This is a genomic window from Variovorax sp. HW608, from assembly GCF_900090195.1.
Classification (GTDB): Bacteria; Pseudomonadota; Gammaproteobacteria; order Burkholderiales; family Burkholderiaceae_C; genus Variovorax.
In genome coordinates this window covers 1,079,986-1,105,553 of record NZ_LT607803.1, presented here as the reverse complement: position 1 = coordinate 1,105,553, position 25,568 = coordinate 1,079,986, and the positions used below count along the sequence as shown (strand labels likewise).

The window sequence follows — 25,568 nt, the reverse complement described above, 5'->3', positions numbered from 1 at the left end:
CTGAAAAATCACGAGAAGGAGACAAGACGATGATCAAGCGGAAGACTCTGACGGCGGCGCTGTGCCTGGCGTCAACAGGTCTCGCGGCGCATGCACAGAACGTCGGCAGCTTTCGGGACGCCGCAAAGGCCGCGGTGAACTACAGCAACCCGGTCGCCGCGTCGACGGGCGATTGCGCGCAGCTCGGACAACAGGTGGTGTCGGTCGAAGGAACGCGGCTCACGGTCCTGGCTTCGGAAGTCGTTGCGGCGGCCCAGGGCGTTCCCGACTTCTGCCGGATCGTCGCGATCCTCGATCCCGAGGTCCTGGTCGAAGTCGCGCTGCCCGTGCGCTGGAACGGCCGCCTGTACGTGCGTGGGAACGGCGGCTATGCGGGCGAGCGGATCGACGCACCCAACCGCGTGGCCTTGCGCGACGAGGCGCTCAAGCGCGGCTTCGTGGCCGCGCAGACCAATACCGGCCACGACGCCGTCGCCCAGCCGCTCGGCAGCTTCGCGCAGAACAATCTAGCGAAGCTGGTCGACTACAGCCACCGCGCGATCCACCTGACCGCCCAGGCGTCCAAGGACCTGGCAGCCGCGTTCTATGGACGCAAGCCCGCCAGGTCGTATTTCGACGGCTGCTCGACCGGCGGACGCCAGGGGCTGATTTCCGCACAGCGCTATCCCGCCGATTTCGACGGCATTGCCGCGGGTGCACCGGTGCTCAACTTCACCGGGACGATGTACGACTACGTGTCCTACGCGCCGCTGGTGAGCAAGGCGGGCTTCACATCCGCCCAGCTCGCGGAGATCGGCCGCGCCATCGTCGCCAAGTGCGATGCGGCGGACGGCCTGAAGGACGGCCTGATCACCGATCCACGCCAGTGCAGGATCAACCCCCGAACCGACCTGCAGGGTCTGAGCGAAGCGCAGATCGTGGCGCTGGAGACGGTGCACGCCGATATGCAGCACAAGGGAAGCACGGTGTTCCCGGCCTGGCCCTGGGGTTCCGAGGCACCGGATGCGAACGGCGTCAGCGGCTGGGCCGAATGGTTCGTCGCGATTCCGCCGCCGCCCCCGCCGCCGGGTTCGCGCCTCGCATCGGTCGGGCAGGCCCTGCCGCCCGGCGAAACCCGGCAGAGCGCCTATGCGCAGACCTTCCTGCGCTACTTCGCCGATCAGCCCGCGAGCCGCCCGGATGCGGACTGGCGCACCTTCAACCTCGACGAGGGCTATCGGGCGACGGGCTTCATCAGCCAGATGCTCGATGCGCGCAACCCGGACCTCAGCGCCTTCAAGGCGCGCGGCGGCAAGATGATCACCTACCACGGCTGGGCCGATCCCGCCCTCAATCCGATGATGAGCATCGGCTACTACGAGGCGGCCGGCCGTGCCACCGCGAAGCTCGACGACAGCTATCGCCTGTTCATGGCGCCCGGCATGCAGCACTGCGGCAACGGGAACGCACCCAACGTGCTCGACGCCGTGACCGCGGTCATCGATTGGGTCGAGGCGGGCCGGGCGCCGGGCCAGCTTCTGGCCGTTCAACAGGGCCCCGAGGGGTCGGAGCGAAGCCGGCCGCTGTGCCCCTATCCGCAGGTCGCGCAGTATGTCGGGGGCGACCCGAACCAGGCGGCGAGCTTCGCCTGCAAATGACGGAGCAGGTGCTGCGCCCTGCTCACTTAGGGCGCGCGTCCGGCACCACGATCAGATCTGCCATCAGCGGGCGGATGCGCTCGTCCTGGTAGTAGCCGCCGTACTCGGTGTAGCGCAGGAAGGCCGCGTCGCAGTCCTTGCAGCGCCACAGCGAACACTGGTTGTAAGGGTGCCAGCCGAGCGCAATGGGCGCCTCGGGGGACCAGAGGTGGGTCCCGTGCGGATGATGTTCGTCGAGCCGATCGGCCGTCTCCTCGGAGCGCAGTGACCCGACGCTGGACAGGTGGCCGGTCTGCGTGGCGCCCGAGACCGACTCCCATGCGGGCCGCCAGAGGGGAGCGCATGCGCTGCAGCGCTCGCGACGGGCCGCGCGGGCGGCAAAATCGCGCACTTCCGCTTCGGTGAGTGATTGCGAAGTCATGGGGCGGATTATTCGCCAGCCATCTTCCGATACGCTCCCACCATGAGACATCACCCATTCATGCCAATCGATCCTCTTCGCCGCCGCCTGCTCCAGGGTGCCGCCGCGGGCGCCTTGGGCGCCGTGGCCTTCGACATGCCTGCCTGGGCCGAGGCGGCCTTCCCCTCTCGCCCGTTGCGGCTGGTGGTGCCCAACGGGCCCGGCGGTGCGGCCGACCTGACGGCGCGCGCGGTCGGCCAGAAGCTGGCCGCTGCGCTGGGCAAGCCCGTGGTCATCGACAACCGCCCGAGCGCCGGCGGCGTGGTGGCCGGCGAAACGGTCGCGCGCGCCGCGCCGGATGGCCATACCCTGCTGCTGATCTCCAGCGGCACGGCGGTCAGCGCGGCCCTGTTCAAGCGCCTGCCGTTCGACACCCTCAAGGACTTCGCCCCGGTCTCTCAGATGGCGCGTTTCGACCTCGGCATCGCCGTCGCGCAGAACAGCCGTTTCAAGTCCCTGGCCGATCTGCTGGCCCATGCCCGTGCCAACCCCGGCAAGCTGAACATCGGCACGCCGCAGATCGGCACCACCCAGAACCTGGCGGCCGAGCTGTTCAAGCTCACGGCCGGCATCCAGGCACAGGTCGTTCCTTTCAATGGCACGCCGCCCGCGGTCACGGCCGTGATGGGTGGCGAAATCGACGCGGTGGTCGACATCCTGGGGCCGCTCTTGCCCCACCTGCAAGGCAAGGCGCTGCGGGCGCTCGCGGTGCTGGGCCGGGAGCGCGCTCCGGAGCTGCCGGAGGTGCCCGCCGTGCGCGAAAGCGGCGGTCCGCTGGCCGATTTCAACGTGACTTCCTGGAATGGACTGGCGGTGCCCGCAGGGACGCCGCCCGCGATCGTCGAGCGCCTGAGCCGCGAGGTGCAGGCCGCCGTGGCGCAGCCGGACGTGAAGAAGCAGTTGCAGGCCCTGAACCTGAGCGCGCAGGGCAGCAGTCCGGCACAGCTTCGTGCCCTGCTCGATGCCGACATCCAGCGTTGGAGCGAGGTCATCGCGAAGGCGGGGCTGCCCAAGCTCTGAGTGCGCGCCCTCAGCCTGCGCTCACCAGTTCCTTGAGCAGTTCGATCACGGCCTGCTGGGTCCGCGTGACGGGGCGGTTGGCGCTGGTGGCCAGCCAGGAGCGCACGCGCAGGGGAGGATCGCCGATGGACCGCACGGCGTAGGCCGAGGGCCGCACCGAGCTGGCCACCGCATGGCGCGTCAGGACGGCACTGCCCAGTCCCTCGGCCACCAGCTCCAGGATGGCCGGCACGCCATCGATTTCCAGCGCCACCCGCGGCAGGCGCCCGATGGTTGCCAGTTCCGACTCCACCTGCATTCGAATGGCGTTGGGCCGGCTCGGAATGACGAGCGGCAAATCGGCCAGCTGCGTCAGAAACACCGGAAGCGGCGGGTCCTCGGCCAGCCCGAGCGGACGCTGCTGCACCAGCACCAGTTCCTCCTCCATCAGCGGGCGCAGGTCCAGGCCGGCGGTGGGCTGTGCGTTGTAGATGACCGCGATATCGAGCCGGCCGGAGGCCAGCGACTCCTGCATGGCGATGCTCAGCGCCTCGGTGATCGACAGTTGCGCCTGCGGCAGCCGCTGGCGGAACGTGCGCATGAGCGGCACCGCGTAGGCGCGGGCGACGCTCGGCGGCAGGCCCAGCGCCACCCGGCCGGCCAGGCCGCCGCGCTCGACGGCCAGTTCCTCCTTGGCGCGCGCAAGTTGATGCAGGATGCCCCGCCCGTGCTCCAGCAGGAGGTTCCCGGCGTCGGTCAGCGTGACGCCGCGGCCGTTGCGCACCAGGAGGTTCTGGCGCAGTTCCACCTCCAGCGATCGGACCTGGCGAGAGAGGGCCGGTTGCGCCACGTCGAGCACCTGCGAGGCCCGCGTGAAGCTGCCGAGTTCGGCCACCCGCACGAAATATTCAAGCTGCTTGAGATCCACGACCGTTGCATTGATCCGTGACAAGAGATATCGCGAAAGCAGGAATCTTATCCAAAGATATGCCGATTTGCTCTAACTGATAGCGAGAGAAGCGGCTATTCAGAAGGCATTGCGCTTCCGACAATCCGGCTCATCTTTCCGCCGCTCACGGCCCGAGCGCGGCACCCATCAGGAGACAAGCAAATGGCCACTCCCTTGCGAGGCATCTCGTCCATGGCGACGCGCCAGCTTCTCGCCGAACTGGTCCAGGGTTGGCAGGCGCGCGGCGGCGAACCGGTCGCCATCGAATCGGTCGGCGGCGTCGACGCTGCCCGCCGCGTGCGGGGCGGCGAAGAATCTTTCGACGTCGTCTTCCTGGCCTCCGACGCCATCGACAAGCTGCTGGCCGCGGGTCGGGTCGTTGCGGGCAGCAAGCTCGACCTCGTGCATTCCGGCGTTGCGGTGGCGGTTCGCACCGGCACGCCGCATCCTGACCTGAGCTCCGAAGACGCGGTCCGGCAGGCCGTGCTGGCCGCGCCCACGATCGGCTATTCGACCGGTCCCAGCGGCGTCGCATTGCAGAAGCTCTTCGAGCGCTGGGGCATCGCGGAGCAGGTGCGCGAGCGCACGGTGCAGGCCCCGCCCGGCGTCCCGGTCGGCTCGCTGGTGGCCCAGGGCCAAGTCGCGCTCGGCTTCCAGCAGTTGAGCGAACTGATCAGCCTGCAAGGCATCGACGTGGTCGGCCCGTTGCCGGCGTCCATCCAGATCATCACCACCTTCTCGGGTGGCGTCGTGGCCGGCTCTTCGAATGCCGACGCCGTGCGCCGCCTGCTGACCTTCATGGCCTCGCCCGAAGCGGCCGAGGCCAAGCGGCGCCAGGGCATGGATCCGGCCTGAGCGCAGTTCTTCTTCGATGGATCCGACAACCAAAGGGAGACTCCATGACTGATCGTGTATCGCGGGCGAACGTCCAGACCCTGCTCAATGAAACCCCGTTCACCCCCTATCAATGGATGGTGTTCGGGCTGTGCTTCCTCATCGTGCTGCTCGACGGCTTCGATACGGCGGCCATCGGCTTCATCGCGCCGTCGCTGATCAGCGAGTGGGGCATCGACAAGAGCGCCCTCGGACCGGTCTTGAGCGCCGCCCTGTTCGGGCTGGCATTCGGCGCGTTGAGCGCGGGCCCGCTGGCCGACCGCTTCGGCCGCAAGAGCGTCCTCACCGTCGCGGTCGTGATCATGGGCGCGGCCTCCCTCGTGTCGGCCAGTTCCGGCTCGTTGACCTCGCTGACGTTCTGGCGTTTCATCACCGGTCTCGGCCTGGGCGCGGCAATGCCCAATGCGGTGACGCTGATGAACGAGTACTGCCCCGACAGCAAGCGCTCCTTCATCACCAACTGCATGTTCTGCGGCTTTCCGGTGGGCTCGGCCTTCGGCGGCTTCTTCGCGGCCTGGCTGATTCCCCATTTCGGCTGGCGCAGCCTGCTGATCCTCGGCGGCATCGTGCCCCTGCTGCTGGCGGTGCTGATGCTGGTGGCGCTGCCCGAGTCGGTGCGCTTCATGGTCGCTCGCCACTATCCGGCCGATCGCATCCGCAAGATCCTGTCGCGCATCACGCCGCGTGCCGCCGCCGCCGACAGCTTCACGCTGCACGAATTGCACGAGCCGGCACACGCAGCAGGCCAGGAAGGCCCCCAGGGCCTGCGGCTGATCTTCACCCCCAAGTTCATCGTCGGCACGCTGATGCTCTGGATCGCCTACTTCATGGGCCTCGTGATCGTCTACGGGCTGGTGAACTGGATGCCGGTGCTGTTCAAGGAAGCCGGTGTTCCGCCCGCCCAGGCGTCGGTGGTTGCGGCGCTGTTCCAGCTCGGCGGCGTGGGCGCCATCTTCTTCGGCCTGCTGATGGACCGCTGGAATGCCAACCTCATCATCGCGACGGGCTACTTCGTGACCTGCCTGGCCGTGGCGATGATCGGCCAGGTGCTCGGCGCCGGCGTGCCGACGCTCGTGGTGGCCGTGTTCCTGGCCGGCCTGGTGATGAATGCCGCGCAGTCGTCGATGCAGGCCCTGGCCGCCGAGTTCTATCCCACGTCGGGACGCGCCAGCGGCGTATCCTGGATGCTCGGCATCGGCCGCTTCGGTGGCATCGCCGGCTCCTTCCTGGTCGCGGAACTCTCGCGCCGTCACCTGGAGTTGCCGCAGGTCTTCCTGATCGTCGGCATCCCCGGCCTGATCGCGGCGGCGGCGCTGGTGATCAAGAACCGCGTGACCGGTCCGGCGGGCGGTGCTGCGATGCAGCGGGTCGTCGCCCACTGAGCGGCCAGACGAGGAACATTCACTCAAAGCAAACTGGAGTAGAAGCATGATCATCGACTGCCACGGCCACTACACGACGGCGCCGAAGGCGCTGGAGAACTGGCGCAACGCCCAGATCGCCGGCATCAAGGACCCGTCGGCCAAGCCCAATCCTGCCGACCTGAAGATCAGCGACGACGAGCTGCGCGAGTCGATCGAGCTGAACCAGCTGCGCCTGATGAAGGAGCGCGGCTCCGACCTGACCATCTTCAGCCCGCGCGCCAGCTTCATGGCGCACCACATCGGCGACTTCGAGGTCTCCAGCACCTGGGCCGCGATCTGCAACGAGCTGTGCTATCGCGTGAGCCAGCTGTTCCCGGACAACTTCATCGGCGCGGCCATGCTGCCGCAATCGCCGGGGGTCGATCCGAAGACCTGCATTCCCGAGCTGGAGAAATGCGTCAAGGAATACGGCTTCGTCGGTATCAATCTCAACCCGGACCCCTCGGGCGGCCACTGGAACAGCCCGCCGCTGACCGATCGCCACTGGTACCCGATCTACGAGAAGATGGTCGAGTACGACATCCCGGCCATGATCCACGTCAGCACGAGCTGCAACGCCTGCTTCCACACGACCGGCGCGCACTACCTGAACGCCGACACCACCGCGGTCATGCAGTGCATCCAGGGTGACCTGTTCAAGGATTTCCCGACGCTCAAGTTCGTCATTCCGCATGGCGGCGGCGCGGTGCCCTACCACTGGGGCCGTTTCCGCGGCCTGGCGCAGGAAATGAAGAAGCCGCTGCTCTCGGAGCACATCCTGAAGAACATCTTCTTCGACACCTGCGTCTACCACCAGCCCGGCATCGATCTGCTGACCAAGGTGATTCCGGTCGAGAACATCCTGTTCGCGAGCGAGATGATCGGCGCGGTGCGCGGCATCGATCCCGAAACCGGCCACTACTACGACGACACCAAGCGCTACGTTGCCGCCACCGCCAACCTCACGGACGAGCAGCGCTACATGGTGTTCGAGGGCAATGCGCGGCGCGTCTTCCCGCGTCTCGATGCTGCCCTGAAAGCCCAGGGCAAGTAATCCAGCAATCCAGGAGAACGAACATGTACGAACTCGGCGTCGTTTACCGCAACATCCAGCGCACCGACCGCGAAACGGCCGACGCGCTGGCCGCGCTCGGCTCGGCCACCGTGCACGAGGCCATGGGCCGGGTCGGCCTGCTCAAGCCCTACATGCGCCCGATCTACGCCGGCGCGCAGGTCTCGGGCACGGCCGTCACGGTCCTGCTGCATCCGGGCGACAACTGGATGATGCATGTGGTGGCCGAGCAGATCCAGCCGGGCGACATCGTCGTCGCCGCCATCACGGCCGAGTGCACCGACGGCTATTTCGGCGACCTGCTGGCCACGAGCTTCAAGGCACGCGGCGCACGGGCGCTGGTGATCGATGCCGGCGTGCGCGACGTCAAGACGCTCACCGAGATGCAGTTCCCGGTATGGAGCAAGGCGATCAGCAGCAAGGGCACCATCAAGGCCACCATCGGCTCGGTCAACATCCCCGTGGTGTGCGCCGGCATGCTCGTGACGCCGGGCGACGTGATCGTGGCCGACGACGACGGCGTGGTCTGCGTGCCGCGTGCCATGGCGGCCAAGACCCTGGAAGCCGCCCGCAAGCGCGAGGCCAACGAAGGCGAGAAGCGCGACAAGCTGGCCAGCGGCGTGCTGGGCCTCGACATGTACAAGATGCGCGAACCGCTGGCGGCCGCCGGCCTGAAATACATCGACTGAAGGACATCGACATGAGCAAGCCCACCACAGGCCCGTTCGAGAAGACCGCCGGCTGGCTGGACTGGTACGCCGGCCCGAGCAAGCCGAAGTTCCAGGTTCCGGCCGGCAGCGTCGATGCGCACTGCCACGTGTTCGGCCCGGGGGCCGAGTTCCCCTATGCCCCCGAGCGCAAGTACACACCCTGCGATGCCAGCAAGGCGCAGTTGTTCGCGCTGCGCGATCACCTGGGCTTCGCCCGCAACGTGATCGTGCAGGCCACCTGCCACGGTGCCGACAACCGGGCGCTGGTCGATGCGCTGCAGTCCTCCGACGGCAAGGCGCGCGGCGTCGCGACGGTCAAGCGCAGCGTCACGGACGACGAACTCCAGGCACTGCACGCCGCCGGCGTGCGCGGCGTGCGCTTCAACTTCGTCAAGCGCCTGGTGGACTTCACGCCCAAGGACGAACTGATGGAGATCGCCGGCCGCATCGCCAAGCTGGGCTGGCACGTGGTGATCTACTTCGAGGCGGTGGACCTGCCCGAGCTGTGGGACTTCTTCACCAGCCTGCCCACCACTGTGGTGGTGGACCACATGGGCCGCCCCGACGTGAGCAAGCCCATCGACGGCCCGGAGTTCGAGCTGTTCCTGAAGTTCATGCGCGAGCATCCGAACGTGTGGAGCAAGGTGAGCTGCCCCGAGCGGCTCTCGGTGTCCGGCCCGCCCGCACTCGATGGCGAGCAGGCGGCCTACCGCGACGTGGTGCCCTTCGCCCGCAAGGTGGTCGAGACCTTCCCCGACCGCGTGCTCTGGGGCACCGACTGGCCGCACCCGAACCTCAAGGGCCACATGCCGGACGACGGCCTGCTGGTGGACTTCATCCCGCACATCGCGCCGACGGCCGAGCTGCAGAAGAAGCTTTTGGTCGACAACCCGATGCGCCTGTACTGGCCCGAGGAAAAGTGAACACCCCCGACTCTCGCCCACTTCGTGTGGCTCGGATCCCCCCTCAAGGGGGCGCACCCGGCGGCCCGGCAAAGCCGGTTCCGCGGGTGCCCTGGACCGGGCTGCGCCGGTTTCAGGGACTGCGTGCGGCGTGTGGCGTGATGGATAACTGAGAAAGGAGAATTCTCCATGTCGCTCGACAAACCCTATCTCGACGTGCCCGGCACGATCATTTTCGACGCCGAACAGAGCCGCAAGGGCTACTGGCTCAACCAGTTCTGCATGAGCCTGATGAAGGCGGGGAACCGCGAGCGCTTCAAGACCGACGAACGCGCCTACCTCGACGAGTGGCCGATGACCGAGGAGCAGAAGCAGGCGGTGCTGGCGCGCGATCTCAACTGGTGCATGCGCACCGGCGGCAACATCTACTTCCTGGCGAAGATCGGCGCCACCGACGGCAAGAGCTTCCAGCAGATGGCCGGCAGCATGACCGGCATGACCGAGCAGGAATACCGCGACATGATGATCCACGGCGGTCGCTCGGTCGAAGGCAACCGCTACCTGGGCGAGAACGGCGATGCACAGCCGCAGAACCAGCCGCAAGGCGCCGCCCACCGCAAGAAGGAGGCTTGAACATGAGCCCCCACGCTCATCACTTCGTGTATTCGCTGCCCCCCGAGGGGGCGCAAGCCCCCTTCGAGGCGGCTCATCAGGAGGCTTGAATGGCCCGCATCACCGCATCCGTCTACACCTCGCACGTCCCCGCCATCGGCGCGGCCATGGACCTCCACAAGACGCAGGAGGACTACTGGAAGCCGCTGTTCGCCGGCTACGACTTCTCCAAGCAGTGGATGAAGGACAACAAGCCGGACGTCATCTTCCTGGTCTACAACGACCATGCGACCGCGTTCAGCCTGGACCTCATCCCGACCTTCGCGATCGGCACCGCCGCCGAGTACCAGCCGGCGGACGAAGGCTGGGGGCCGCGTCCCGTGCCCAAGGTCGTCGGCCACCCCGAGCTGGCCAGCCACATCGCGCAAAGCGTGATCCAGCAGGACTTCGACCTCACCATCGTGAACAAGATGGACGTGGACCACGGCCTGACGGTGCCGCTGTCGCTGATGTGCGGCGAGCAGGACCCCAAGGAAGGCGCCTGGCCCTGCCCGGTGATCCCCTTCGCGGTCAACGTGGTGCAGTACCCGGTCCCTTCGGGCCAGCGCTGCTTCAACCTCGGACAGGCGATCCGCAAGGCCGTCGAGAGCTATGACGACGACCTCAACGTCCACATCTGGGGCACCGGCGGCATGAGCCACCAGCTGCAGGGCGCGCGCGCCGGCCTCATCAACGCGGACTGGGACAACAGGTTCCTCGACCGCTTGATCGCCGAGCCGGCCGAGCTCGCCAAGGTGCCGCACATCGAATACGTGCGCGAAGCCGGCAGCGAGGGCATCGAGCTCGTGATGTGGCTCATCGCGCGCGGCGCCATGGCCGACGTGGCCGGCGGCAAGCCGCCGAAGGTCGCGCACCGCTTCTTCCACGTCCCGGCGTCCAACACGGCCGTCGGCCACCTCATCCTGGAGAACAACTGAAATGACCATCAAAGTAGCCCTGGCCGGTGCCGGCGCATTCGGCATCAAGCACCTCGACGGCATCAAGAACATTCCTGACGTCGAAGTCGTCTCGCTGATCAGCCGCGAACTGGAGAAGACCCGGGAGGTCGCCAACCAGTACGGCATCAAGCACGTCACGACCGAGCTGTCGGACAGCCTGGCGCTGAAGGAAGTCGACGCCGTCATCCTCTGCACGCCGACGCAGATGCATGCCGCGCAGGCCAAGGCCTGCCTGGAGGCCGGCAAGCACGTGCAGGTGGAGATCCCGCTGTGCGACGTGCTCAGGCAGGGCGAAGAAATCCTCGCGCTGCAGAAGAAGACCGGCAAGGTGGCGATGGTGGGGCACACCCGCCGCTTCAACCCCAGCCACCAGTACGTGCACAAGAAGATCCAGGCGGGCGAGTTCAACATCCAGCAGATGGATGTGCAGACCTACTTCTTCCGCCGCACCAACATGAACGCGCTGGGCCAGCCGCGCAGCTGGACCGACCACCTGCTGTGGCACCACGCCGCGCACACGGTGGACCTGTTCGCCTACCAGTGCGGCAGCCCGATCGTGAAGGCCAACGCGGTGCAGGGGCCGATCCATCCGGATCTCAAGATCGCGATGGACATGAGCATCCAGCTGCAGGCCGCCAACGGCGCGATCTGCACGCTGAGCCTCTCGTTCAACAACGACGGCCCGCTCGGCACCTTCTTCCGCTACATCGGCGACACCGCCACCTACATCGCGCGTTACGACGACCTGGTGCAATCGCACAGCAAGGGTGCCGAGACGCCGGTGGACGTGAGCCGTGTCGACGTCTCGATGAACGGCATCGAACTGCAGGACCGCGAGTTCTTCGCCGCCATCCGTGAAGGACGCGAACCCAACTCCAGCGTGGCCCAGGTGCTGCCCTGCTACCAGGTGCTGCACCAGCTGGAACAGCAGCTGAAATAAGCAGCATGCACACGCGAAGAATCGGGCCCTTCGAGGTCAGCGCGATCGGGCTGGGGTGCATGAACCTCAGCCACGCCTACGGTGCGCCCCCCTCGCCCGAGGAAGGCGAGCGCGTGCTGCTGGCCGCGCTGGATGCGGGGGAGACCTTGTTCGACACCGCCGCGCTGTACGGCTTCGGTGCCAATGAAGAGCTGGTCGGGCGGGTGCTCAAGCCGCACCGTGATCGCATCACGCTGTGCAGCAAAGGCGGCATGGCCGGTGTGAAGGGCGAAGACGGCGTCGTGCGCCGCGTGATCGATGGCCGCCCGGAAACCCTGCGCCGCAACTGCGAGGACAGCCTGCGCCGCCTGGGCACGGACGTGATCGATCTCTACTACCTGCACCGCTGGGACAAGAAGGTGCCCATCGAAGATTCGGTGGGCGCGCTGTCGAGGCTGGTGGAGGAGGGGAAGGTCCGTGCGCTCGGTCTTTCGGAAGTGTCGGCCGCGACCGTGCGTCGCGCCCATGCGGTCCATCCCGTCGCCGCCGTGCAGACGGAGTATTCGCTTTGGACGCGCAACGCCGAGATCGCGGTGCTGGCGGCATGCCGCGAGATCGGCGCCGCCTTCGTCGCGTTCAGCCCGCTGGCGCGGGCCTTCCTCACGGGCACGCTCACGGAGGTGGGCTCGCTGGACGCCAAGGACATCCGGCGCCCCATGCCGCGCTTCTCGCCGGAGAACTATGCGCGCAACCTGCAGCTGCTGCCTGCCTTCGAAGCCCTGGCGCGTGAAGCCGGCTGCACGCCGGGCCAGCTGGCCCTGGCCTGGCTGCTCCACCAGGGGTCGGACATCGTGCCCATTCCGGGCACCACCAGCGTCGCGCACCTGCTGGAGAACCTCGCGGCAGCCGACCTGGCCCTGGAGGCCTCGGTGCTCGCTCGCGCTGGAGCGCTGATCAACCAGGAGACCGTGACCGGCGAACGCTACGCGGCGCAGTCGTCGCAGGAAGTGGATACCGAGGTGTTCTGAATCGCCGCTGACCGGCGGCGCGGCGCGCCCTCAGACCTCGAGTGCCATCACGGCGGTGGCCGTGTTCGAAATCGGGATGTGGTAGTTGCTATGGACCTTGCGCACGGTGGGACCGGCCGCCGTGAGCGAGGCGCGCATCGCCAGCCACATCAGGAGCTCGACGCCCTGGGTGCCGGTCTTCTCCACCAGTTCGTGGATCGAGAACTGCGTCGCCCATTCCGGGTTGGTCAGCAGGCTGTCCATGAACTGCAGGTCGAAGCCCTTGTTGATGTGGCCCGCGCGGGTGCCGTCGAGCTGGTGCGACAGGCCGCCCGAGGCGAGCATCAGCACCCGTTGGTCCGACCCCCAGGCCGCCACCGCCTCGCCGACGGCCTTGCCCAGCGCATAGACGCGGCTCGCCTTGGGCAGCGGGAATTGCACGGTGTTGATGCACACGGGCACGATGCGCACCGGCCATCCGCCGCCGGCCTCGGGCCACAGCAGCTTCAGGGGCAGGGTGCAGGCATGGTCGATCAGCATCTCCTGGCAGCTCACGATGTCGAACTCGCGCTCCACCAGCGTGTTGATCAGCTGCCACGACAGGTCCGGGCAACCCTCCACCGCGGGCTGGGTGGGAATGCCCCATCCTTCGTCGGCCGAGACGTACTGGGCCGCGGCGCCCACGGCGAAGGTGGGCATCTTGTCGAGGAAGAAGTTCAGGCCGTGGTCGTTGTAGAACATCACCACCACGTCCGGCCGCGCCGTGGCCAGCCAGTCGTGGATGGGCGGAAATCCGCCGAAGAAGGGCTTCCAGTAGGGTTCGTTCTGCAGCCCCTTGTGAATCGCGCCGCCGATGGCGGGAATGTGCGAGGTGCCGATGCCGCCGATGATCCTGGCCATGATGTGTCTCCGGTGTTGGGGTGTTACTGCTGGGCCGCTGCGTTCAGCTTGGCCTGGAAGGCTTCCTTGCTCATGCCGGTCTGCTGCGCGCCGATGTCCTGCATGTCCAGCTTGAAGATGCCGGCGAACTTCGCCAGGTAGTAGGCGTTGCCGCCGGCCTCGATCAGCTGGAGCACGTTGCGCGCGCGGATCGCGGCGGCCTGCTGCTCGTTCAGGCCGAAGCGGCGCATGTACGCTTCCTCGTCGGCCAGGAAAGCCTTGCGATTGGCTTCCTCGTTGAATGAAAAGCACATCTTGTTGAGTGCGTAGCCCTTCTTCGCCTGGTTGCCGTCGAAGAGCGTGGTGCCGGGAATCGGTGCGTCCATGTCTGTCTCCTGATCGCTGAATGGCTCCAGTGTCGGACTTCGATTGCCACGGATAAATAGATCGTTCATCATGAAACGCATGAACAAGATCGATGAATACAACCTCGACGCCCGGCTGCTGCGCCTCTTGGTCGCGGTGGTGGAGGCGGGCTCGATCACGGGGGCCGCGGCGCAGCTCGGCGTCACGCAATCGGCGGTGAGCCATCTGCTCGGACGCCTGCGTTCCATCGCGGGCGATCCGCTGTTCGTGAAGTCGGGGCGCGGCATCGTGGCGACCGCGCGCGCCGCCGAGCTGGCGGCCCAGGCGCGCGGGCTGCTGGCCGGCATGGAGGTGTTCGCGCGCGGCGACCGCTTCGAGCCCGGCGAGTGGCGATGCACCTTCACCATCGCCGCCAACGACTTCCAGCGCGACGTGCTGCTGCCGCCGCTGGCCGCCCGGCTGCGCGCCCTGGCGCCCGGTGTCGCGCTGCGCATCATTCCCTCCGACGTGCCGACGCTGGAGATGTTGCGCGGTGGCGGCTGCGATCTCGTGGTCAGTCCCCGGCCGCCCGAAGGTGGCGACGTGATGCAAAAGCGCCTGTTCGAGGATCGATGGCGCGTCTACTACGACGCCACTGCGCGCGAGGCGCCGCAGGGCCGGCGCGACTACCTGGCGGCCGATCACGTGACCGTGGTCTACGAGCCGCGCCGCATGCTCGCGGTGGACGAGGCGCTGGCCGAGGCGGGCGTGCAGAGGCGCTTCGCGGTGACGGTGCCCGGCTTCGCCGGCCTGCCTGCGTTCCTGCGTGGCGGCCCCCTGCTGGCGACGGCGCCGGCCCGGCTGGGGCAGGGGCAGGGGCTGTTGCGCGAATTCGCGAGCGTCGCGCCGCCGGTTGCGTGTCCGGCGCTGCCGATGTACATGGTGTGGCACCGTCGCCACCACGAGGACCCGGCGCATCGCTGGATGCGTGCACAACTCGAGGCGGGGGTGCCGGCCCGGCCGAAAGGCTGAGCCCGCGTGTCAGAGCGTCGCGGCGATGGCCTCCAGCTGGGTCAGCCGCCGCGCCATGCGGCCGACGAAGTTCTGCGTGACGTGCGGCAGCACGCGCTGCGTGGGCACCACGATGCCCACCTTCAGTCCGTTCAGCGCCTCCAGCTCGAAGGGCCGCCAGAGCAGTTCCCCGCGCCTGAGCTCCTCGATGAAGGCGATCTTGGAGAAGCAGGAGATGCCCTTGCCGCCCATGATCAGGCGCTTGAGCAGGGGCGTGGAATTGCAGGTGGCGGCCGGTTCCATGTCGTCCCAGAAGCTCGCGAACTCGGGCGAGGACGCGGCGCTGATCACCGGATGCGAGCTCGAGCGCAGGAAGGGGAACTTCGCGCATTCCTTGAGCGACACGGTGTCGAACCGGGCCAGCGGGTGCCCCGGCGGCATCACGATGCCGATCGGCAGGTGTGCCTGGTTCATGGCCCGCACGCCGCCGGGCAGCCGCCCGAGGAAGGTCAGGCCGACGTCGGCCTGGCCGGCCATGACCATCTGGGCCACTTCCATCGGCTGGGTGGAGGTGATGGTGTAGGTCACGGCGGGAAAGAGCTGCAGGAACTCCTCCACCGCCGAGGGCAGCAGCTCCTCGAAGAAGGAATCCATGGCGGCCACCTTGACGTGGCCGGTGCGCTCGCCCTTGAGCGCATCGAGCTCGGTGCGCATCACCTGGAACTGGTGCAGCGTCTCCTGGGCGTGCTTGAGCAGCCGCTCGCCGGCCGGGTTCAGCCGGAGGCCGTTGGGCATGCGGTCGAACAGCTCGACCCCCAGCTCGTCCTCCAGCTTGTGGATCTGCCGGTTCACCGCGCTGGCCGCCACGTAGAGCCGCTCGGACGCCTTGCGCACCGAGCCGCAGGCGGCCACCTCGATGAAGTACTTGAGGACGCTGGCATGCATCAGCCGTCCCTCCCGTCCCGCTGCGTCTTCGTACTACGCGGTCGCTCCCACGGATGGCAGGGCCTTGGCAATGCCGGGGTGGTCGCAGGCGCTGCGCCGGCCGTCCGCGCCGCCGGGCGAGCCCAGGCCGCTGACCGCGTCGCCGAAGTACTCGCGGTTGATGGCCGTGAAGTGCGCGAGCCCGGGCGGCAGCCGGGACTCCTCGTAGATGGCCTGCACGGGACAGGCCGACACGCAAACGCCGCAGTCGATGCATTCATCCGGATGAATGTACAGAGTCCGGGCGCCTTCGTAGATGCAATCGACCGGGCAGCAGGGGACGCAGGCGCCGTCCTTGCAGTCGATGCAGGCGGTGGTGATGACGTGGGCCACGGCGTCGTCCCTTCGTGCCCCTTAGCGGCCCTGCCAGTGGGGCTTGCGCTTCTGCTGGAAGGCCCGCACGCCCTCGTCAGCGTCCTCCGACTGCAGTGCGGCCACCAGCGCGGGCAGGCGCATGCCGTGGGCCTGCGCGGGCGAGAGCTGCCCGGTCTGGCGCACCACCTGCTTGATGGCGCGCAGCGACAGCGGCGCACAGGCCAGGAGCTGCTGCACCCAGCGCTCGACCGCTGTGTCGAGTTCGGCGCGCGGCACGACCTCGTTGACGAGGCCCATGTCCAGCGCCTGGCGTGCCTTGACTCTCTGCCCGGTCAGCATCATGCCCATCGCCTGGCGGTAAGGGATCTGGCGCTGCAGCAGCAGCATGCCGCCGTCGAGCGGCAACCTGCCCACCAGCGGCTCGGGCAGGCCGAAGCTGGCTTCCTCGCAGGCCACCACGAGGTCGCAGCCGAGCACCATCTCGAAGCCGCCGCCGAGCGCGAAGCCGTTGACCCGTGCGATCACCGGCACATCGAGCGTCTCGCGCAGCGCGATGCCGCCGAAGCCGCCGGGGCGGCTCGCGGCCCAGTACTCGACGCCCTTCAGCTTGCTGGTGTTCTTCAGGTCGGCGCCGGCGCAGAAGGAGCGCTCGCCCGCGCCGGTCAGCACCACCACGCGGACGTCGTCGCGCCGCTCGATGTCGTCCCAGATGCGGATCAGCTCGGCCTCGGTCGGCAGGTCGACCGCGTTGAGCACCTCGGGCCGGTCGATGCTGACCCGCGCCACATGCTCCTTGACTTCGTAGAGGACACTCATTGCACCACCTCGCCCAGGGCCCGCGCTTCCTCCAGCACTTCGTCGGTGTGCTCGCCCAGCCGGGGCGGCGCACGGCGCAGGCCGGTGGCAGCGCCCGACATGAGGATCGGGCTCGCGATGAATCGCAGCGGACGACCGCTGGACGAGCCGCCGTCGATGATCATCTCGTTGTGCAGCGTCTGCGGGTCCACCAGCGCCTCGCGCATGTCGCGCACCGGCGCCGACAGCAGGTCCTGCTCCTCGAGACGGGCCAGCCAGTACTCGCGGGTGTGGGTGGCAAAGCGCTCGCGGAAGATCGCATGCAGCTCGGCCTTGTGCCTGAACTGCGCCTGCAGGTCGGCGAAGCGCGGGTCCAGCGACAGGTCCTCGATCTCCAGCGCGGCGCAGATGTCGCGCAGCGGGTTGGCCTTGAAGGCCCCCACCAGCACCAGCGCCCCGTTCTGCGTGTCGAACACACCCGACAGCGGCATCGCCGCCCAGTTCACCTCGGAGCCCTCCATCATGATCATCGCGGCCTCCTGCATCTGCATGGCCAGCATCGAGTTGTAGAGGGACACCGAGACCTTCTGCCCTTCGCCGCTGCGTTCGCGCTGCAGCAGCGCGAAGAGGATGCCCTGCACCATGTGCATGCCCGCGGTGTAGTCGGCCAATGCGGTGGGATAGATCGACACCGGCACCGAGGGATCGGCGCGGCGCGCCATCACGCCGGTCAGGGCCTGTGCGAGCACGTCCTGCCCACCCTTGTGCGCATAGGGGCCGCTCTCGCCGTAGCCCGTGCCCACCGCGTAGATGATGCGCGGGTTCAGGCGCTTGCAGTCCTCGTAGCCCAGGCCCAGGCGCTCCATCACGCCGGCGCGGAAGTTGTTGGTGACCACGTCCGCATCGGCGATCAGGGCCTTGACCAGCTCCACCTGCGCCGGATCGCGCAGATCGATCTCGCAGCTTCGCTTGTTGCGGTTCAGGCTGCAGAAGATCGGGTTGTCGCGCCCGGCCACCGGCGCGAAGGTGGAGCGGCTCAGGTCGCCGGCGCCCTTGCGCTCGATCTTGATCACGTCCGCGCCGTGGTCCGCCAGCATCTGCGTGCAGACCGGACCCATCATCACCTGGGTGAAGTCGATCACCCGGATGCCGGCCAGCGGCAGCGTCTTGGTGTCGTGTGTCATGCGGCCTCCGCGAAGGAACGGGCGATCTCGGGCACATCGGCATTCGGCCCCTTCTGGTCGCCGGGATCGGCGCCTTGCGCGCGCAGCGTGCGCTGCAGCCTGGCGATGTCGACGTGGCGCACCGCCACGCCGGCATCCAGCGCCAGCGCGGCGGCGGTGCCGGCGGCTTCGCCCATCGCCATGCACGGCGGGATCTCGCGCGAGATCTTCTGCGCCGCCGAGGTCGACGAGTAGTGCCGCCCCGCCACCAGCAGGTTCTCGACGCTGCGCGGCACCAGCGAGCGGTAGGGGTAGTAGTAGTCGCGGCCGCGCGCCACGCTGTCCTCGAAGCGCACGCGCTGCGTCACGTCGTCCTTGCTCATCACGTACTCGCCTTCGAGCAAGCGGGTCTGGCGCACGCCGGTCTGCGGCGCGAGGTCGATCAGGTAGCAGTCGGCGAAGCCGGGGAGCTTCGCGCGGATGAACTCGATCACCTTGTGGATGGTGGCTCGGCCCTGCACTTCGGCGCGCGTCAGGTCGGCCACCTTGAGGCCGTCCAGGCCCGCCATGTGCGGGCAGTTGCACCACACCACGCCCGGCAGCGGCGTCTTGAGCCACCAGCTGTCCCAGGCGCCGCCCAGGAGGTGCTTGACCTCGCGGTCGATCGCCTGGAAGGCGGCCGGCTCCTGGTGCTCGAAGCGCTCGGCCTCATCGGTGTCGACACCGCCGAGGCGGAACACCGTGGTCACGATGTAGGCGCCGCTGATGTGCGGCGCGCCGGCCGAGGCAGCCACGTCGAGGTCGCCGGTGGCATCGATCACCACCTTGCCGAGGATCGCCTCGCGCCCGCTCTTGCTTTCGCAGATCACGCCCTTGACCTGGCCGTCCTCCACCAGCGTGCGCGAGAACCAGGAATGCAGGCGCAGCTCGACGCCGGCCTGCAGCACCATCTCGAGCGAGGCGCGCTTGAAGGCGTCCGGGTCGAAGGCGGCCGCGAAGCAGATCGGGTGCGGCTTCTCCTTGCTGTGGAAGTCGAAGGTGCCCCAGCGCTTCCAGCGGCGCACCGATTCGGGCAGGCTCCCCCAGTCCTTCTGCTTCGGGTATTCGGCCAGGCCGCGCTCAGCCATGCGCTCGATCATCTCGAGGCAGATGCCGCGCACCGAGATCTCCTGCTGGTGGCTGTCCCACATGTCGTCCAGCACCAGCACCATGCCGCCGGAGGCCAGGCCGCCGAGGTGGTTGTAGCGCTCCAGCAGGGTCACGCTGGCGCCGTTGCGCGCAGCCGCCAGGGCGGCCGCCTGGCCGGCCGGGCCGCCGCCGACCACCACCACGTCCGATTCGGCTGCAACACGGACATCGTGCGCGCTCTCATGCATCCAATCGCCAATACGGCTCATCACTATCTCCTTGATTGATGGGGGAATGGAGCGGCGCGCAGTGCGCCGCGCTCCTTGGGTTCAGTGGCTGCTCTCGGGCTGCCAGCGGATGACGAGGCGCTCGGCCACGGTCACGAGCAGGAAGAAGAGGCCGGACAAGGTCGCGCTCATCACGATCGCGGCATAGAGCAGCGGCGAGTCGAAGTTGAAGGTGGCCTGGAGGATCATGGCGCCGATGCCCACGGTGGCGCCGACCCACTCGCCCACCACCGCTCCGATCACGCTCATCGAGGCCGCGATGCGCAGGGCCGAGAACAGGTAGGGCAGGGAGTTGAGCAGGCGCAGCCGGAAGAAGATCTCCGTCTTGCTCGCCGACAGCACGCGCATCAGCTCCATGGCCTGCGGGTTCACCGACTCCAGCCCGCGCACCATGTTCACCAGCGTCGGGAAGAAGCACACCAGCGCCGCGATGGTGATCTTGGGCTCCATGCCGTTGCCCATGATCAGCACCAGCACCGGCGCCTTCGCGACCAGCGGGATGGCGTTGAACATCAGCACCACCGGGAAGAAGATGTCCTGCAGCGTCTTGTTGTGCACGAAGGCCGTGGCGATCGCGATCGCGGCAAGATTGCCCAGGAGGAAGCCGCCGGCCGCCTCCAGGGCCGTGGGGATCAGGTTGTCGAGCAGCACCGCGCGCTTGGCGTAGAGCGTCTCGACCACCGCCCATGGCGATGGCGCGATGAAGGGCTTGACGTCGAAGGCGACGATCACCGCCCACCAGAGGGCAACGAGCCCGCCGATGCCCAGCGCGGGCAGGACGCGGCGTCGCCAGATCTTCCTGCGCCGCGCGGCGGCCCAGGCCGCGTACTCGGGATCGGGGACCATGGAGGCGCGCACCGTCACGGGTGTTTCGAGGGAACGGGTGGTCATGTCGGCGCCTTCAGCAGGTTTCCAGCACGCGGCGCAGGTGGCCGGTGAGCTGCACGAATTCGGGTGTCTCGCGGACGTCCAGGCTGCGGTCTTCCGGCAGGTTCACCGGCACGATCTCGCGCACCCGCCCGGGATTGGCGGCCAGCATCAGCACGCGCTGACCCAGGAAGGCCGCCTCGTGGATGCTGTGCGTGACGAAGAGGATGGTCACGCCGGTCTCCTTCCACACGCGGCGGATCTCCTCGTTGAGCCGGTCGCGCGTGATCTCGTCGAGCGCGCCGAAGGGCTCGTCCATGAGCAGGATCTTCGGATCGCTCGCGAGCGCCCGCGCGATCGAGACGCGCTGGCGCTGGCCGCCGGACATCTCGTGCGGCCAGGCGTTGGCGCGGTCCTTGAGGCCGACCAGCTCCAGCAGTTCCTTCGGCGACCGGCGGCCCTTGCGGCCGGCGCCGCCGCCGACCTGCAGCGGCAGTTCGACGTTCTGCAGGGCGGTGCGCCAGGGCAGCAGCGCCGCGTCCTGGAACACGAAGCCGATGTCGCGGCGTTCGCGCGCCTGCTGCGGCGTGGCGCCGAGCACGCTGACGCTGCCGCGGCTCGGCGCCTGCAGGTCGGCCACCACGCGCAGCAGGGTGGACTTGCCGCAGCCCGAAGGGCCGAGCAGCGTCAGGAACTCGCCCTGCGCGACCTCGAGGTCGAGCGACTTGATCGCGGTGACGTCGCGCCGCTCGGTGAAGAAGCGCATGCCGACATCGCGGCACGAGATCGCGGCGGCGTCGTTGAGCACGGCGGCCATGGCTCAGGCCTTCACGCGTGCGTCGGCCGTGCCCTTGAGCGCGCCGAGCCAGATGACATCGTCGACCTTGGGCGTGCGGGCCGTGAACTGGCCCAGGTCGGCGTAGGTCGAGATCTGCGACTGCCAGACCACCGGGTCCATCGTGCCCCAGCCCTGGGTCTGCGCGGGGCCGCCCAGCGCGTACTCGAGCATCACGTCGATGGCCGCCCGCTCGTCCTCGCGCTTGAGGTTGGGATATTCCTTGACCAGCAGGTCCACCGCCTGGTCGCGATTGGCCTTGGCATGCTGCCAGCCGCGCGAGGTGGCGCGGACGAAGGCCTCCAGCACCTTGGGCTGCGTCTCGATGGTCTTGGTGGTGGCGTAGTACGGCAGCGCGTAGAGCTGCACGCCGGCGTCCCACAGCGTGAGGTCGACGCGGTCCGGGCCCAGCGTCTTGAGTGCCGTGGTGCTGGTGAGCCAGCCTGTGACCACGTCGACCTGCCCGGTCAGGAGCGGCGCCATGTCCGAGCCGACGGTGACCACGGTCACGTCCTTCTCGGCGATCTTGTTCTTCGCGAGCAGCGCGCGCAGCAGGATGGCGGCAGTGGATGGAAGGCCCACCTTCTTGCCCACCAGGTCGGCCGGCTTGCGCACCGGGTTCTTGCCCAGCGAGAAGAAGGTGAAGGGATGCTTTTGCGCGCCGACCGCGAAGCACTTGATCGGCAGGCCCTGCGATACGGCGAGCATGACCGAGGGGCTGGACGATACCTGGCCGACCTCGTAGCGGCCGGAGGCGACGATCGCCACGCCGTCGATGTTGGGCCCGCCGGGCTGGATCGCGAACTCGATGCCCTCCTGCTCGTAGAAGCCCAGGCGTTTCGCCACGATCTCGCCGACCTGGTTGACGCTGGGGATCCAGCCGATCTGCATGTTGATGCGCGTCTTGCCCTCGGCCAGGGCATCGAGCGAGAGAAAGCCTCCGGCTGCCAGGCCGCCGGCGGCAAGCGAGGTCTTGAGCAGGCGGCGGCGTGCGGGGTCGCAAGAGTGGGTCATGACGGGGTTCCTGGTTGTGGATTCGGGTCGTCTGCCGTGTGGCGTGACCGAAATTTAGGAGGTGCAGGCGTTCTCGCAAAGCACCGTTTTTAGGGACGGGTGACCTAAAAATTAGTGCCGGTAGAAACCCGGTGTCGGAGGGGCGGCGCCGCCCTTGATTTACTAAAGATTCGGTCATTCCTCTCCTCTGAGAGGTCCCCGGATTTACTAAAAATTCGAGTTTTGGTCATTTTTGACAATGAAAACGCAGGCGATCTGGCCCGCCGACGATCCCGGCGGACCGGTGGGTCTCGCTGCCGCCCAGGCGTGATCTCGCTCGAATCACGGAGGCCGCCCATGAATGCAGACGCCAGGCTGACCGCGCTACTGGGGCGACGCTTATCCAAGAAGACCTGGGTTGGCGCGAACGCCTCGAGGTGGATTTCTGTCCCGCCCACTTCGCGAAGTAGCCGCCGTTCCGATTTTCGCGACACAGTTCTTCTCTCGGTGGTTCTATTCCACTGAATTCCGGAACGGTACTGTGTGGTCCGCAAATGATTGATTGTTTGGGACCCATCATGGAAAGAATTCTCGTCATTCACAGCAGTGTTCTAGGCGATGCGTCCGTCTCCAACGTCTTGGTCGAGGACGCTGTCCGTCGCTTGCTGGAGGCGAATCCTGGCGCAACTGTCGTTCATCGCGACTTGGGAGCCGCACCCATTCCACACCTCATCACCGCAAATGTGGCAGGCGTCCGGGGCGAGCCCATCACCGAGGTCGAACTGACTGCCCGGGCCTTGTCGGACGAACTGATTGCTGAGCTCCAGGCCGCCGATAGCGTCGTTATCGGCGCGCCGATGTACAACTTCAGCATCCCGACTGGCCTGCGGGCCTGGTTTGACTACGTTTTGCGCCCCGGTGTGACGTTTAGCTATTCGGAGGCCGGCCCCCGAGGCCTGCTGACTGGTAAACGCGTCATCGTCATCGAATCGCGTGGTGGTCTCTACTCCGAGGGACCTGCGAAGGCCATGGATTTTCAGGAACCCTATCTGCGCACCTTGCTGGGATTCATCGGCCTGACCGACGTGACTTTCATTCGTGCAGAGAAGATCGGCTTTGGTCCCGATGCTCGCGAAGCCGCTCTCGCGACGGCCAAGCAAGCGATCGCCGAGACAGCGTGACGCTATGACGATTTCCGGTGCCATTTGGAACGAGTCGGTAGGCAGTGCAAACCTTCCCCCTGTTCGAGATCTCGGCGACGGCTTCAAGATTCGAAGGGCTGAACCATGAAGTACGCCATCATTGGGGCCGGAAAGATCGGAAGCGCGCTCGCCCGTCGCTTCGTCGCCAGCGGGATCGAGGTGTTCGTTGCCAACACCAAGGGGCCCGGAAGCCTGGCCGGACTTGCCGGAGAACTAGGTGCCCTGATGAAGCCGGTGACTTCTGAAGAGGCTCTCCAGGCCGACGCTGTCATTCTGGCAATCCCGTTCGACGCGGTACCGGAAGCGGTCAAAGGCGTGGATTGGGGCGGCCGTATCGTGATCGACGCGACAAATGCAATCGACTTTCCGGCCTTCACGCCACGCGACCTCAAGGGTCGTTTGTCGACACAGATCGTCGCCGACGCTGTTCCGGGTGCGCGCGTGGTCAAGGCCTTCAACACGCTCTTGGCCACCCACCTTGGGGCCGATCCAGTGGTGCTCGGTGGCCGTCGTGTCCTGTTCGTATCTGGCGACGATGCGCCAGCCCGAAGGGCCGTCGTCGATCTCATCGAACACCTCGGTTTCGCCGCCGTGGATCTGGGAGCCCTGGCGGAGGGCGGCCGCGCGCAGCAGTTCGGCGGTGGTGTCGCAGCCAAGGAATTCGTTCTGCTCGATGATCGGCAGCTTCGGTGATTGCGATAGAAATCCAAAGATGACTTCGTAGCAGGAGTAGATGAAATGTCGTCAAAAGCTGAAGAAAACAAGGAACTTGTCAGACGGTTTTTTGCCGCCATCGAAGCTGCCGATTTCCAGGTCTTCGACCAGATCGTCGCAGAGAATTACAACGATCATCTGGCCGGCCAAACCCCAGGGCGTGAGGCTCTCAAGCAGTATTTCGCCGGGCTCCACGCCGCCTTTGCCGATTTGAAGCTACCGATCTCGGAGATCCTGGCCGAGGGAGACAAGGTCGCAGTCCTGAATGCGGTCCAGGGGGTGCACAAGGGTGAGTTCGCCGGCCTTCGTCCCACAGGTCGTCCAATTGACGCGATGGCTTTCCAGCTCTACAGAATTCAGGACGGAAGACTTGCGGAGCATTGGGAAGTCGCGGACTTCGCCACGCTCTTGCGGCAGCTCCAAGTTTGACCATGGATGTGGCGGGTGCCTGCATGACGAAGCTGGGTGGTCGCCTAGCTGCATCTTCAGCCCACTGGCGCGCTGGCTCGCGTATTCAGGACGGTGCACCATGATCGAGCACAGAACCCTTGCCGAGATCGGCGGCGTGGATATCGGCTGGCTGAAGGCGAAGCATCATTTCGCCATCGGCCAGTACGGCAATCCCACGCATAAGGCAGTTGGCCGTCTGTATGTCTGGAATGACGATGAGATCGCTCCGCGCGCGGGCTTCTCGCTGCACCCGCATGCCGATGTCGAGATCATCACCTACGTGCGTGAGGGCGTCATCACGCATGAAGATGACCTCGGCAACAAGGGCCGCACGAAGGCGGGCGACGTTCAGGTCATGAGCGCCGGAACCGGCATACGGCATTCCGAACGCAATGACGAGGAGACGCCGACGCGGATCTTCCAGATCTGGATCAAGCCGAACCAGGTTGGCAACCCACCCCGTTGGAGTACGCAGCCGTTTCCGAGGAGCGACCGCGCTGGGCGATTTGTTCCGCTCGCCAGCGGCTATGGCGCACCCGATGCGTTGCCGATCCGCGCGGACGCGGAGGTTTTTGGAGCGGTGCTTGCTGCAGGGGGCTCGATCAAGCTCGAACTCAAAGTCGGCCATGACGCCTATCTCGTGCCCGCGCTCGGATCGGTCCTCGTCAACGGGGTGCGCGTGGAGGCCCGCGAGGGTGTGGCGCTGCGGGACGAGCCATCGCTCGAGGTCGAGGCGCTGTGCGATGCCGAGATGGTTCTCGTTGTTGCTGCGAATTCCCCAACGAGAAGGCAACAGTCGGGGCTCTGATGCTCTTCGTCCCGATATCCGTCTCGCAGGCCTCGTCACCCGTCGGATGCGGCTGCAGCGTTGCTACCTGCGGAGCTGGAAATCGACGCGGTGTTCGTACTTGGCTCGGCCGTGCCGCATTCGTACCCGCTGCACGTCGGCTACTACTCGGTGCACACCTCCGCGCAGGCGCTGGAAGCCGGCGACCGGCGCACGGCATCGGGGACGATCCCAGTCTTCCGCTGACGCGT

29 protein-coding genes are annotated in these 25,568 nt (G+C 67.1%); 17 read left to right on the top strand and 12 right to left on the bottom strand.

All coding sequences use genetic code 11. The features are described 5' to 3' along the window. Positions 1-29 precede the first annotated feature (29 nt). Entirely contained in the window at positions 30-1,637 is a 1,608-nt protein-coding gene (locus VAR608DRAFT_RS05050) for a tannase/feruloyl esterase family alpha/beta hydrolase (RefSeq protein WP_088953068.1), read from the top strand. 22 nt (positions 1,638-1,659) lie between these two features. Here VAR608DRAFT_RS05050 and VAR608DRAFT_RS05045 read toward each other — a convergent pair whose 3' ends face one another. Further along, positions 1,660-2,058, bottom strand: coding sequence for a hypothetical protein (locus tag VAR608DRAFT_RS05045; RefSeq protein WP_088953067.1), 399 nt, complete (start codon positions 2,056-2,058; stop codon positions 1,660-1,662). A gap of 60 nt (positions 2,059-2,118) precedes the next feature. Between VAR608DRAFT_RS05045 and VAR608DRAFT_RS05040 the strand changes: the two genes are divergently transcribed. Then, entirely contained in the window at positions 2,119-3,117 is a 999-nt protein-coding gene (locus VAR608DRAFT_RS05040; RefSeq protein WP_088953066.1) for a Bug family tripartite tricarboxylate transporter substrate binding protein, read from the top strand. Positions 3,118-3,127: 10 nt separating this feature from the next. Here the strand turns inward: VAR608DRAFT_RS05040 and VAR608DRAFT_RS05035 are convergent, their stop codons facing one another. Further along, positions 3,128-4,024, bottom strand: a complete 897-nt coding sequence (locus VAR608DRAFT_RS05035; protein WP_088953065.1) for a LysR substrate-binding domain-containing protein — start codon at positions 4,022-4,024, stop codon at positions 3,128-3,130. A gap of 183 nt (positions 4,025-4,207) precedes the next feature. Between VAR608DRAFT_RS05035 and VAR608DRAFT_RS05030 the strand changes: the two genes are divergently transcribed. The 9 genes from VAR608DRAFT_RS05030 (at position 4,208) to VAR608DRAFT_RS04990 (ending at position 12,583) form a co-directional block, all read left to right on the top strand. Beyond that, positions 4,208-4,900 carry a substrate-binding domain-containing protein gene (locus tag VAR608DRAFT_RS05030; RefSeq protein WP_088953064.1) on the top strand — a complete coding sequence of 231 codons (693 nt, stop codon included), beginning with the start codon at positions 4,208-4,210 and terminating at the stop codon, positions 4,898-4,900. Positions 4,901-4,944: 44 nt separating this feature from the next. Further along, positions 4,945-6,321 (top strand): MFS transporter, encoded by a 1,377-nt coding sequence (locus tag VAR608DRAFT_RS05025; RefSeq protein WP_088953063.1) that lies wholly within the window; start codon positions 4,945-4,947, stop codon positions 6,319-6,321. A 46-nt stretch (positions 6,322-6,367) separates the two neighbouring features. Further along, positions 6,368-7,396, top strand: a complete 1,029-nt coding sequence (locus VAR608DRAFT_RS05020) for an amidohydrolase family protein (RefSeq protein WP_088953062.1) — start codon at positions 6,368-6,370, stop codon at positions 7,394-7,396. Between the two features lie 23 nt (positions 7,397-7,419). Next, positions 7,420-8,103, top strand: a complete 684-nt coding sequence (gene ligK, locus VAR608DRAFT_RS05015) for a 4-carboxy-4-hydroxy-2-oxoadipate aldolase/oxaloacetate decarboxylase (RefSeq protein ID WP_088953061.1) — start codon at positions 7,420-7,422, stop codon at positions 8,101-8,103. An 11-nt stretch (positions 8,104-8,114) separates the two neighbouring features. Then, positions 8,115-9,047, top strand: a complete 933-nt coding sequence (locus VAR608DRAFT_RS05010; protein ID WP_088953060.1) for an amidohydrolase family protein — start codon at positions 8,115-8,117, stop codon at positions 9,045-9,047. A 168-nt stretch (positions 9,048-9,215) separates the two neighbouring features. Continuing rightward, positions 9,216-9,659, top strand: a complete 444-nt coding sequence (ligA, locus tag VAR608DRAFT_RS05005; RefSeq protein ID WP_088953059.1) for a protocatechuate 4,5-dioxygenase subunit alpha — start codon at positions 9,216-9,218, stop codon at positions 9,657-9,659. 89 nt (positions 9,660-9,748) lie between these two features. Further along, positions 9,749-10,615: a class III extradiol dioxygenase subunit beta gene (locus VAR608DRAFT_RS05000; RefSeq protein WP_088953058.1), complete on the top strand. Its 867-nt coding sequence runs from the start codon at positions 9,749-9,751 to the stop codon at positions 10,613-10,615. 1 nt (position 10,616) lies between these two features. Beyond that, complete coding sequence (locus VAR608DRAFT_RS04995; protein ID WP_088953057.1) at positions 10,617-11,576, top strand: Gfo/Idh/MocA family oxidoreductase; 960 nt, start codon at positions 10,617-10,619, stop codon at positions 11,574-11,576. Positions 11,577-11,581: 5 nt separating this feature from the next. Further along, entirely contained in the window at positions 11,582-12,583 is a 1,002-nt protein-coding gene (locus VAR608DRAFT_RS04990) for an aldo/keto reductase (RefSeq protein ID WP_088953056.1), read from the top strand. Between the two features lie 30 nt (positions 12,584-12,613). Here VAR608DRAFT_RS04990 and VAR608DRAFT_RS04985 read toward each other — a convergent pair whose 3' ends face one another. Together VAR608DRAFT_RS04985 and VAR608DRAFT_RS04980 are read right to left on the bottom strand one after the other, a co-directional pair. Further along, complete coding sequence (locus VAR608DRAFT_RS04985) at positions 12,614-13,462, bottom strand: class III extradiol dioxygenase family protein (protein WP_088953055.1); 849 nt, start codon at positions 13,460-13,462, stop codon at positions 12,614-12,616. A gap of 23 nt (positions 13,463-13,485) precedes the next feature. Beyond that, positions 13,486-13,827: a protocatechuate 4,5-dioxygenase subunit alpha gene (locus VAR608DRAFT_RS04980; protein ID WP_088953054.1), complete on the bottom strand. Its 342-nt coding sequence runs from the start codon at positions 13,825-13,827 to the stop codon at positions 13,486-13,488. Positions 13,828-13,897: 70 nt separating this feature from the next. Here VAR608DRAFT_RS04980 and VAR608DRAFT_RS04975 point away from each other — a divergent pair, with 70 nt between their 5' ends. Next, the gene (locus VAR608DRAFT_RS04975; protein WP_331713022.1) at positions 13,898-14,818 is read left to right on the top strand and encodes a LysR family transcriptional regulator; all 921 of its coding nucleotides are present in this window, start codon (positions 13,898-13,900) and stop codon (positions 14,816-14,818) included. 9 nt (positions 14,819-14,827) lie between these two features. On the opposite strand, the gene VAR608DRAFT_RS04970 is transcribed toward VAR608DRAFT_RS04975, so the two are convergent. The 8 genes from VAR608DRAFT_RS04970 to VAR608DRAFT_RS04935 are packed head-to-tail and all read right to left on the bottom strand — an operon-like array spanning position 14,828 to position 22,185. Continuing rightward, on the bottom strand, positions 14,828-15,742 hold the full coding sequence (locus tag VAR608DRAFT_RS04970; protein WP_088953052.1) for a LysR family transcriptional regulator: 915 nt from the start codon (positions 15,740-15,742) through the stop codon (positions 14,828-14,830). 33 nt (positions 15,743-15,775) lie between these two features. Then, the gene (locus VAR608DRAFT_RS04965) at positions 15,776-16,114 is read right to left on the bottom strand and encodes a 4Fe-4S dicluster domain-containing protein (RefSeq protein ID WP_088953051.1); all 339 of its coding nucleotides are present in this window, start codon (positions 16,112-16,114) and stop codon (positions 15,776-15,778) included. A 21-nt stretch (positions 16,115-16,135) separates the two neighbouring features. Continuing rightward, positions 16,136-16,912, bottom strand: a complete 777-nt coding sequence (locus VAR608DRAFT_RS04960) for an enoyl-CoA hydratase-related protein (RefSeq protein WP_088953050.1) — start codon at positions 16,910-16,912, stop codon at positions 16,136-16,138. Next, positions 16,909-18,075 (bottom strand): CaiB/BaiF CoA transferase family protein, encoded by a 1,167-nt coding sequence (locus tag VAR608DRAFT_RS04955; protein ID WP_088953049.1) that lies wholly within the window; start codon positions 18,073-18,075, stop codon positions 16,909-16,911. The genes VAR608DRAFT_RS04960 and VAR608DRAFT_RS04955 overlap by 4 nt, the downstream gene beginning before the upstream one ends. Beyond that, positions 18,072-19,451: an FAD-dependent oxidoreductase gene (locus tag VAR608DRAFT_RS04950; RefSeq protein WP_088953048.1), complete on the bottom strand. Its 1,380-nt coding sequence runs from the start codon at positions 19,449-19,451 to the stop codon at positions 18,072-18,074. Before VAR608DRAFT_RS04950 ends, VAR608DRAFT_RS04955 begins: the two co-directional genes overlap by 4 nt. Before the next feature lie 60 nt (positions 19,452-19,511). Then, positions 19,512-20,360, bottom strand: coding sequence for an ABC transporter permease (locus tag VAR608DRAFT_RS04945; RefSeq protein WP_231973242.1), 849 nt, complete (start codon positions 20,358-20,360; stop codon positions 19,512-19,514). Positions 20,361-20,370: 10 nt separating this feature from the next. After that, complete coding sequence (locus VAR608DRAFT_RS04940) at positions 20,371-21,153, bottom strand: ABC transporter ATP-binding protein (protein WP_088953047.1); 783 nt, start codon at positions 21,151-21,153, stop codon at positions 20,371-20,373. Positions 21,154-21,156: 3 nt separating this feature from the next. Further along, a complete protein-coding gene (locus VAR608DRAFT_RS04935) occupies positions 21,157-22,185 on the bottom strand; it encodes an ABC transporter substrate-binding protein (protein WP_088953046.1) in 1,029 nt (342 codons plus the stop codon). 557 nt (positions 22,186-22,742) lie between these two features. On the opposite strand from VAR608DRAFT_RS04935, the gene VAR608DRAFT_RS04930 reads away from it, so the two are divergent. The 5 genes from VAR608DRAFT_RS04930 (at position 22,743) to VAR608DRAFT_RS36755 (ending at position 25,563) form a co-directional block, all read left to right on the top strand. Continuing rightward, positions 22,743-23,345: an FMN-dependent NADH-azoreductase gene (locus VAR608DRAFT_RS04930; protein WP_088958608.1), complete on the top strand. Its 603-nt coding sequence runs from the start codon at positions 22,743-22,745 to the stop codon at positions 23,343-23,345. A 105-nt stretch (positions 23,346-23,450) separates the two neighbouring features. Further along, complete coding sequence (locus VAR608DRAFT_RS04925; protein WP_088953045.1) at positions 23,451-24,059, top strand: NADPH-dependent F420 reductase; 609 nt, start codon at positions 23,451-23,453, stop codon at positions 24,057-24,059. A 45-nt stretch (positions 24,060-24,104) separates the two neighbouring features. Further along, the gene (locus VAR608DRAFT_RS04920; RefSeq protein WP_088953044.1) at positions 24,105-24,509 is read left to right on the top strand and encodes an ester cyclase; all 405 of its coding nucleotides are present in this window, start codon (positions 24,105-24,107) and stop codon (positions 24,507-24,509) included. A gap of 100 nt (positions 24,510-24,609) precedes the next feature. Beyond that, positions 24,610-25,338, top strand: a complete 729-nt coding sequence (locus VAR608DRAFT_RS04915; RefSeq protein WP_088953043.1) for a pirin family protein — start codon at positions 24,610-24,612, stop codon at positions 25,336-25,338. 90 nt (positions 25,339-25,428) lie between these two features. Further along, positions 25,429-25,563, top strand: a complete 135-nt coding sequence (locus tag VAR608DRAFT_RS36755) for a hypothetical protein (RefSeq protein WP_443082914.1) — start codon at positions 25,429-25,431, stop codon at positions 25,561-25,563. Positions 25,564-25,568: the final 5 nt, after the last annotated feature.

What these genes read in the sequence shown, in the direction of transcription:
- VAR608DRAFT_RS05050 (WP_088953068.1), top strand. Translation starts at nt 30, where the DNA reads ATGATCAAGCGGAAGACTCTGACGGCGGCGCTGTGCCTGGCGTCAACA.
- VAR608DRAFT_RS05045 (WP_088953067.1), bottom strand. Translation starts at nt 2,058, where the DNA reads ATGACTTCGCAATCACTCACCGAAGCGGAAGTGCGCGATTTTGCCGCC.
- VAR608DRAFT_RS05040 (WP_088953066.1), top strand. Translation starts at nt 2,119, where the DNA reads ATGCCAATCGATCCTCTTCGCCGCCGCCTGCTCCAGGGTGCCGCCGCG.
- VAR608DRAFT_RS05030 (WP_088953064.1), top strand. Translation starts at nt 4,208, where the DNA reads ATGGCCACTCCCTTGCGAGGCATCTCGTCCATGGCGACGCGCCAGCTT.
- VAR608DRAFT_RS05025 (WP_088953063.1), top strand. Translation starts at nt 4,945, where the DNA reads ATGACTGATCGTGTATCGCGGGCGAACGTCCAGACCCTGCTCAATGAA.
- VAR608DRAFT_RS05020 (WP_088953062.1), top strand. Translation starts at nt 6,368, where the DNA reads ATGATCATCGACTGCCACGGCCACTACACGACGGCGCCGAAGGCGCTG.
- ligK (WP_088953061.1), top strand. Translation starts at nt 7,420, where the DNA reads ATGTACGAACTCGGCGTCGTTTACCGCAACATCCAGCGCACCGACCGC.
- VAR608DRAFT_RS05010 (WP_088953060.1), top strand. Translation starts at nt 8,115, where the DNA reads ATGAGCAAGCCCACCACAGGCCCGTTCGAGAAGACCGCCGGCTGGCTG.
- ligA (WP_088953059.1), top strand. Translation starts at nt 9,216, where the DNA reads ATGTCGCTCGACAAACCCTATCTCGACGTGCCCGGCACGATCATTTTC.
- VAR608DRAFT_RS05000 (WP_088953058.1), top strand. Translation starts at nt 9,749, where the DNA reads ATGGCCCGCATCACCGCATCCGTCTACACCTCGCACGTCCCCGCCATC.
- VAR608DRAFT_RS04995 (WP_088953057.1), top strand. Translation starts at nt 10,617, where the DNA reads ATGACCATCAAAGTAGCCCTGGCCGGTGCCGGCGCATTCGGCATCAAG.
- VAR608DRAFT_RS04990 (WP_088953056.1), top strand. Translation starts at nt 11,582, where the DNA reads ATGCACACGCGAAGAATCGGGCCCTTCGAGGTCAGCGCGATCGGGCTG.
- VAR608DRAFT_RS04985 (WP_088953055.1), bottom strand. Translation starts at nt 13,462, where the DNA reads ATGGCCAGGATCATCGGCGGCATCGGCACCTCGCACATTCCCGCCATC.
- VAR608DRAFT_RS04980 (WP_088953054.1), bottom strand. Translation starts at nt 13,827, where the DNA reads ATGGACGCACCGATTCCCGGCACCACGCTCTTCGACGGCAACCAGGCG.
- VAR608DRAFT_RS04975 (WP_331713022.1), top strand. Translation starts at nt 13,898, where the DNA reads ATGAAACGCATGAACAAGATCGATGAATACAACCTCGACGCCCGGCTG.
- VAR608DRAFT_RS04970 (WP_088953052.1), bottom strand. Translation starts at nt 15,742, where the DNA reads ATGCATGCCAGCGTCCTCAAGTACTTCATCGAGGTGGCCGCCTGCGGC.
- VAR608DRAFT_RS04960 (WP_088953050.1), bottom strand. Translation starts at nt 16,912, where the DNA reads ATGAGTGTCCTCTACGAAGTCAAGGAGCATGTGGCGCGGGTCAGCATC.
- VAR608DRAFT_RS04955 (WP_088953049.1), bottom strand. Translation starts at nt 18,075, where the DNA reads ATGACACACGACACCAAGACGCTGCCGCTGGCCGGCATCCGGGTGATC.
- VAR608DRAFT_RS04950 (WP_088953048.1), bottom strand. Translation starts at nt 19,451, where the DNA reads ATGAGCCGTATTGGCGATTGGATGCATGAGAGCGCGCACGATGTCCGT.
- VAR608DRAFT_RS04945 (WP_231973242.1), bottom strand. Translation starts at nt 20,360, where the DNA reads ATGACCACCCGTTCCCTCGAAACACCCGTGACGGTGCGCGCCTCCATG.
- VAR608DRAFT_RS04940 (WP_088953047.1), bottom strand. Translation starts at nt 21,153, where the DNA reads ATGGCCGCCGTGCTCAACGACGCCGCCGCGATCTCGTGCCGCGATGTC.
- VAR608DRAFT_RS04935 (WP_088953046.1), bottom strand. Translation starts at nt 22,185, where the DNA reads ATGACCCACTCTTGCGACCCCGCACGCCGCCGCCTGCTCAAGACCTCG.
- VAR608DRAFT_RS04930 (WP_088958608.1), top strand. Translation starts at nt 22,743, where the DNA reads ATGGAAAGAATTCTCGTCATTCACAGCAGTGTTCTAGGCGATGCGTCC.
- VAR608DRAFT_RS04925 (WP_088953045.1), top strand. Translation starts at nt 23,451, where the DNA reads ATGAAGTACGCCATCATTGGGGCCGGAAAGATCGGAAGCGCGCTCGCC.
- VAR608DRAFT_RS04920 (WP_088953044.1), top strand. Translation starts at nt 24,105, where the DNA reads ATGTCGTCAAAAGCTGAAGAAAACAAGGAACTTGTCAGACGGTTTTTT.
- VAR608DRAFT_RS04915 (WP_088953043.1), top strand. Translation starts at nt 24,610, where the DNA reads ATGATCGAGCACAGAACCCTTGCCGAGATCGGCGGCGTGGATATCGGC.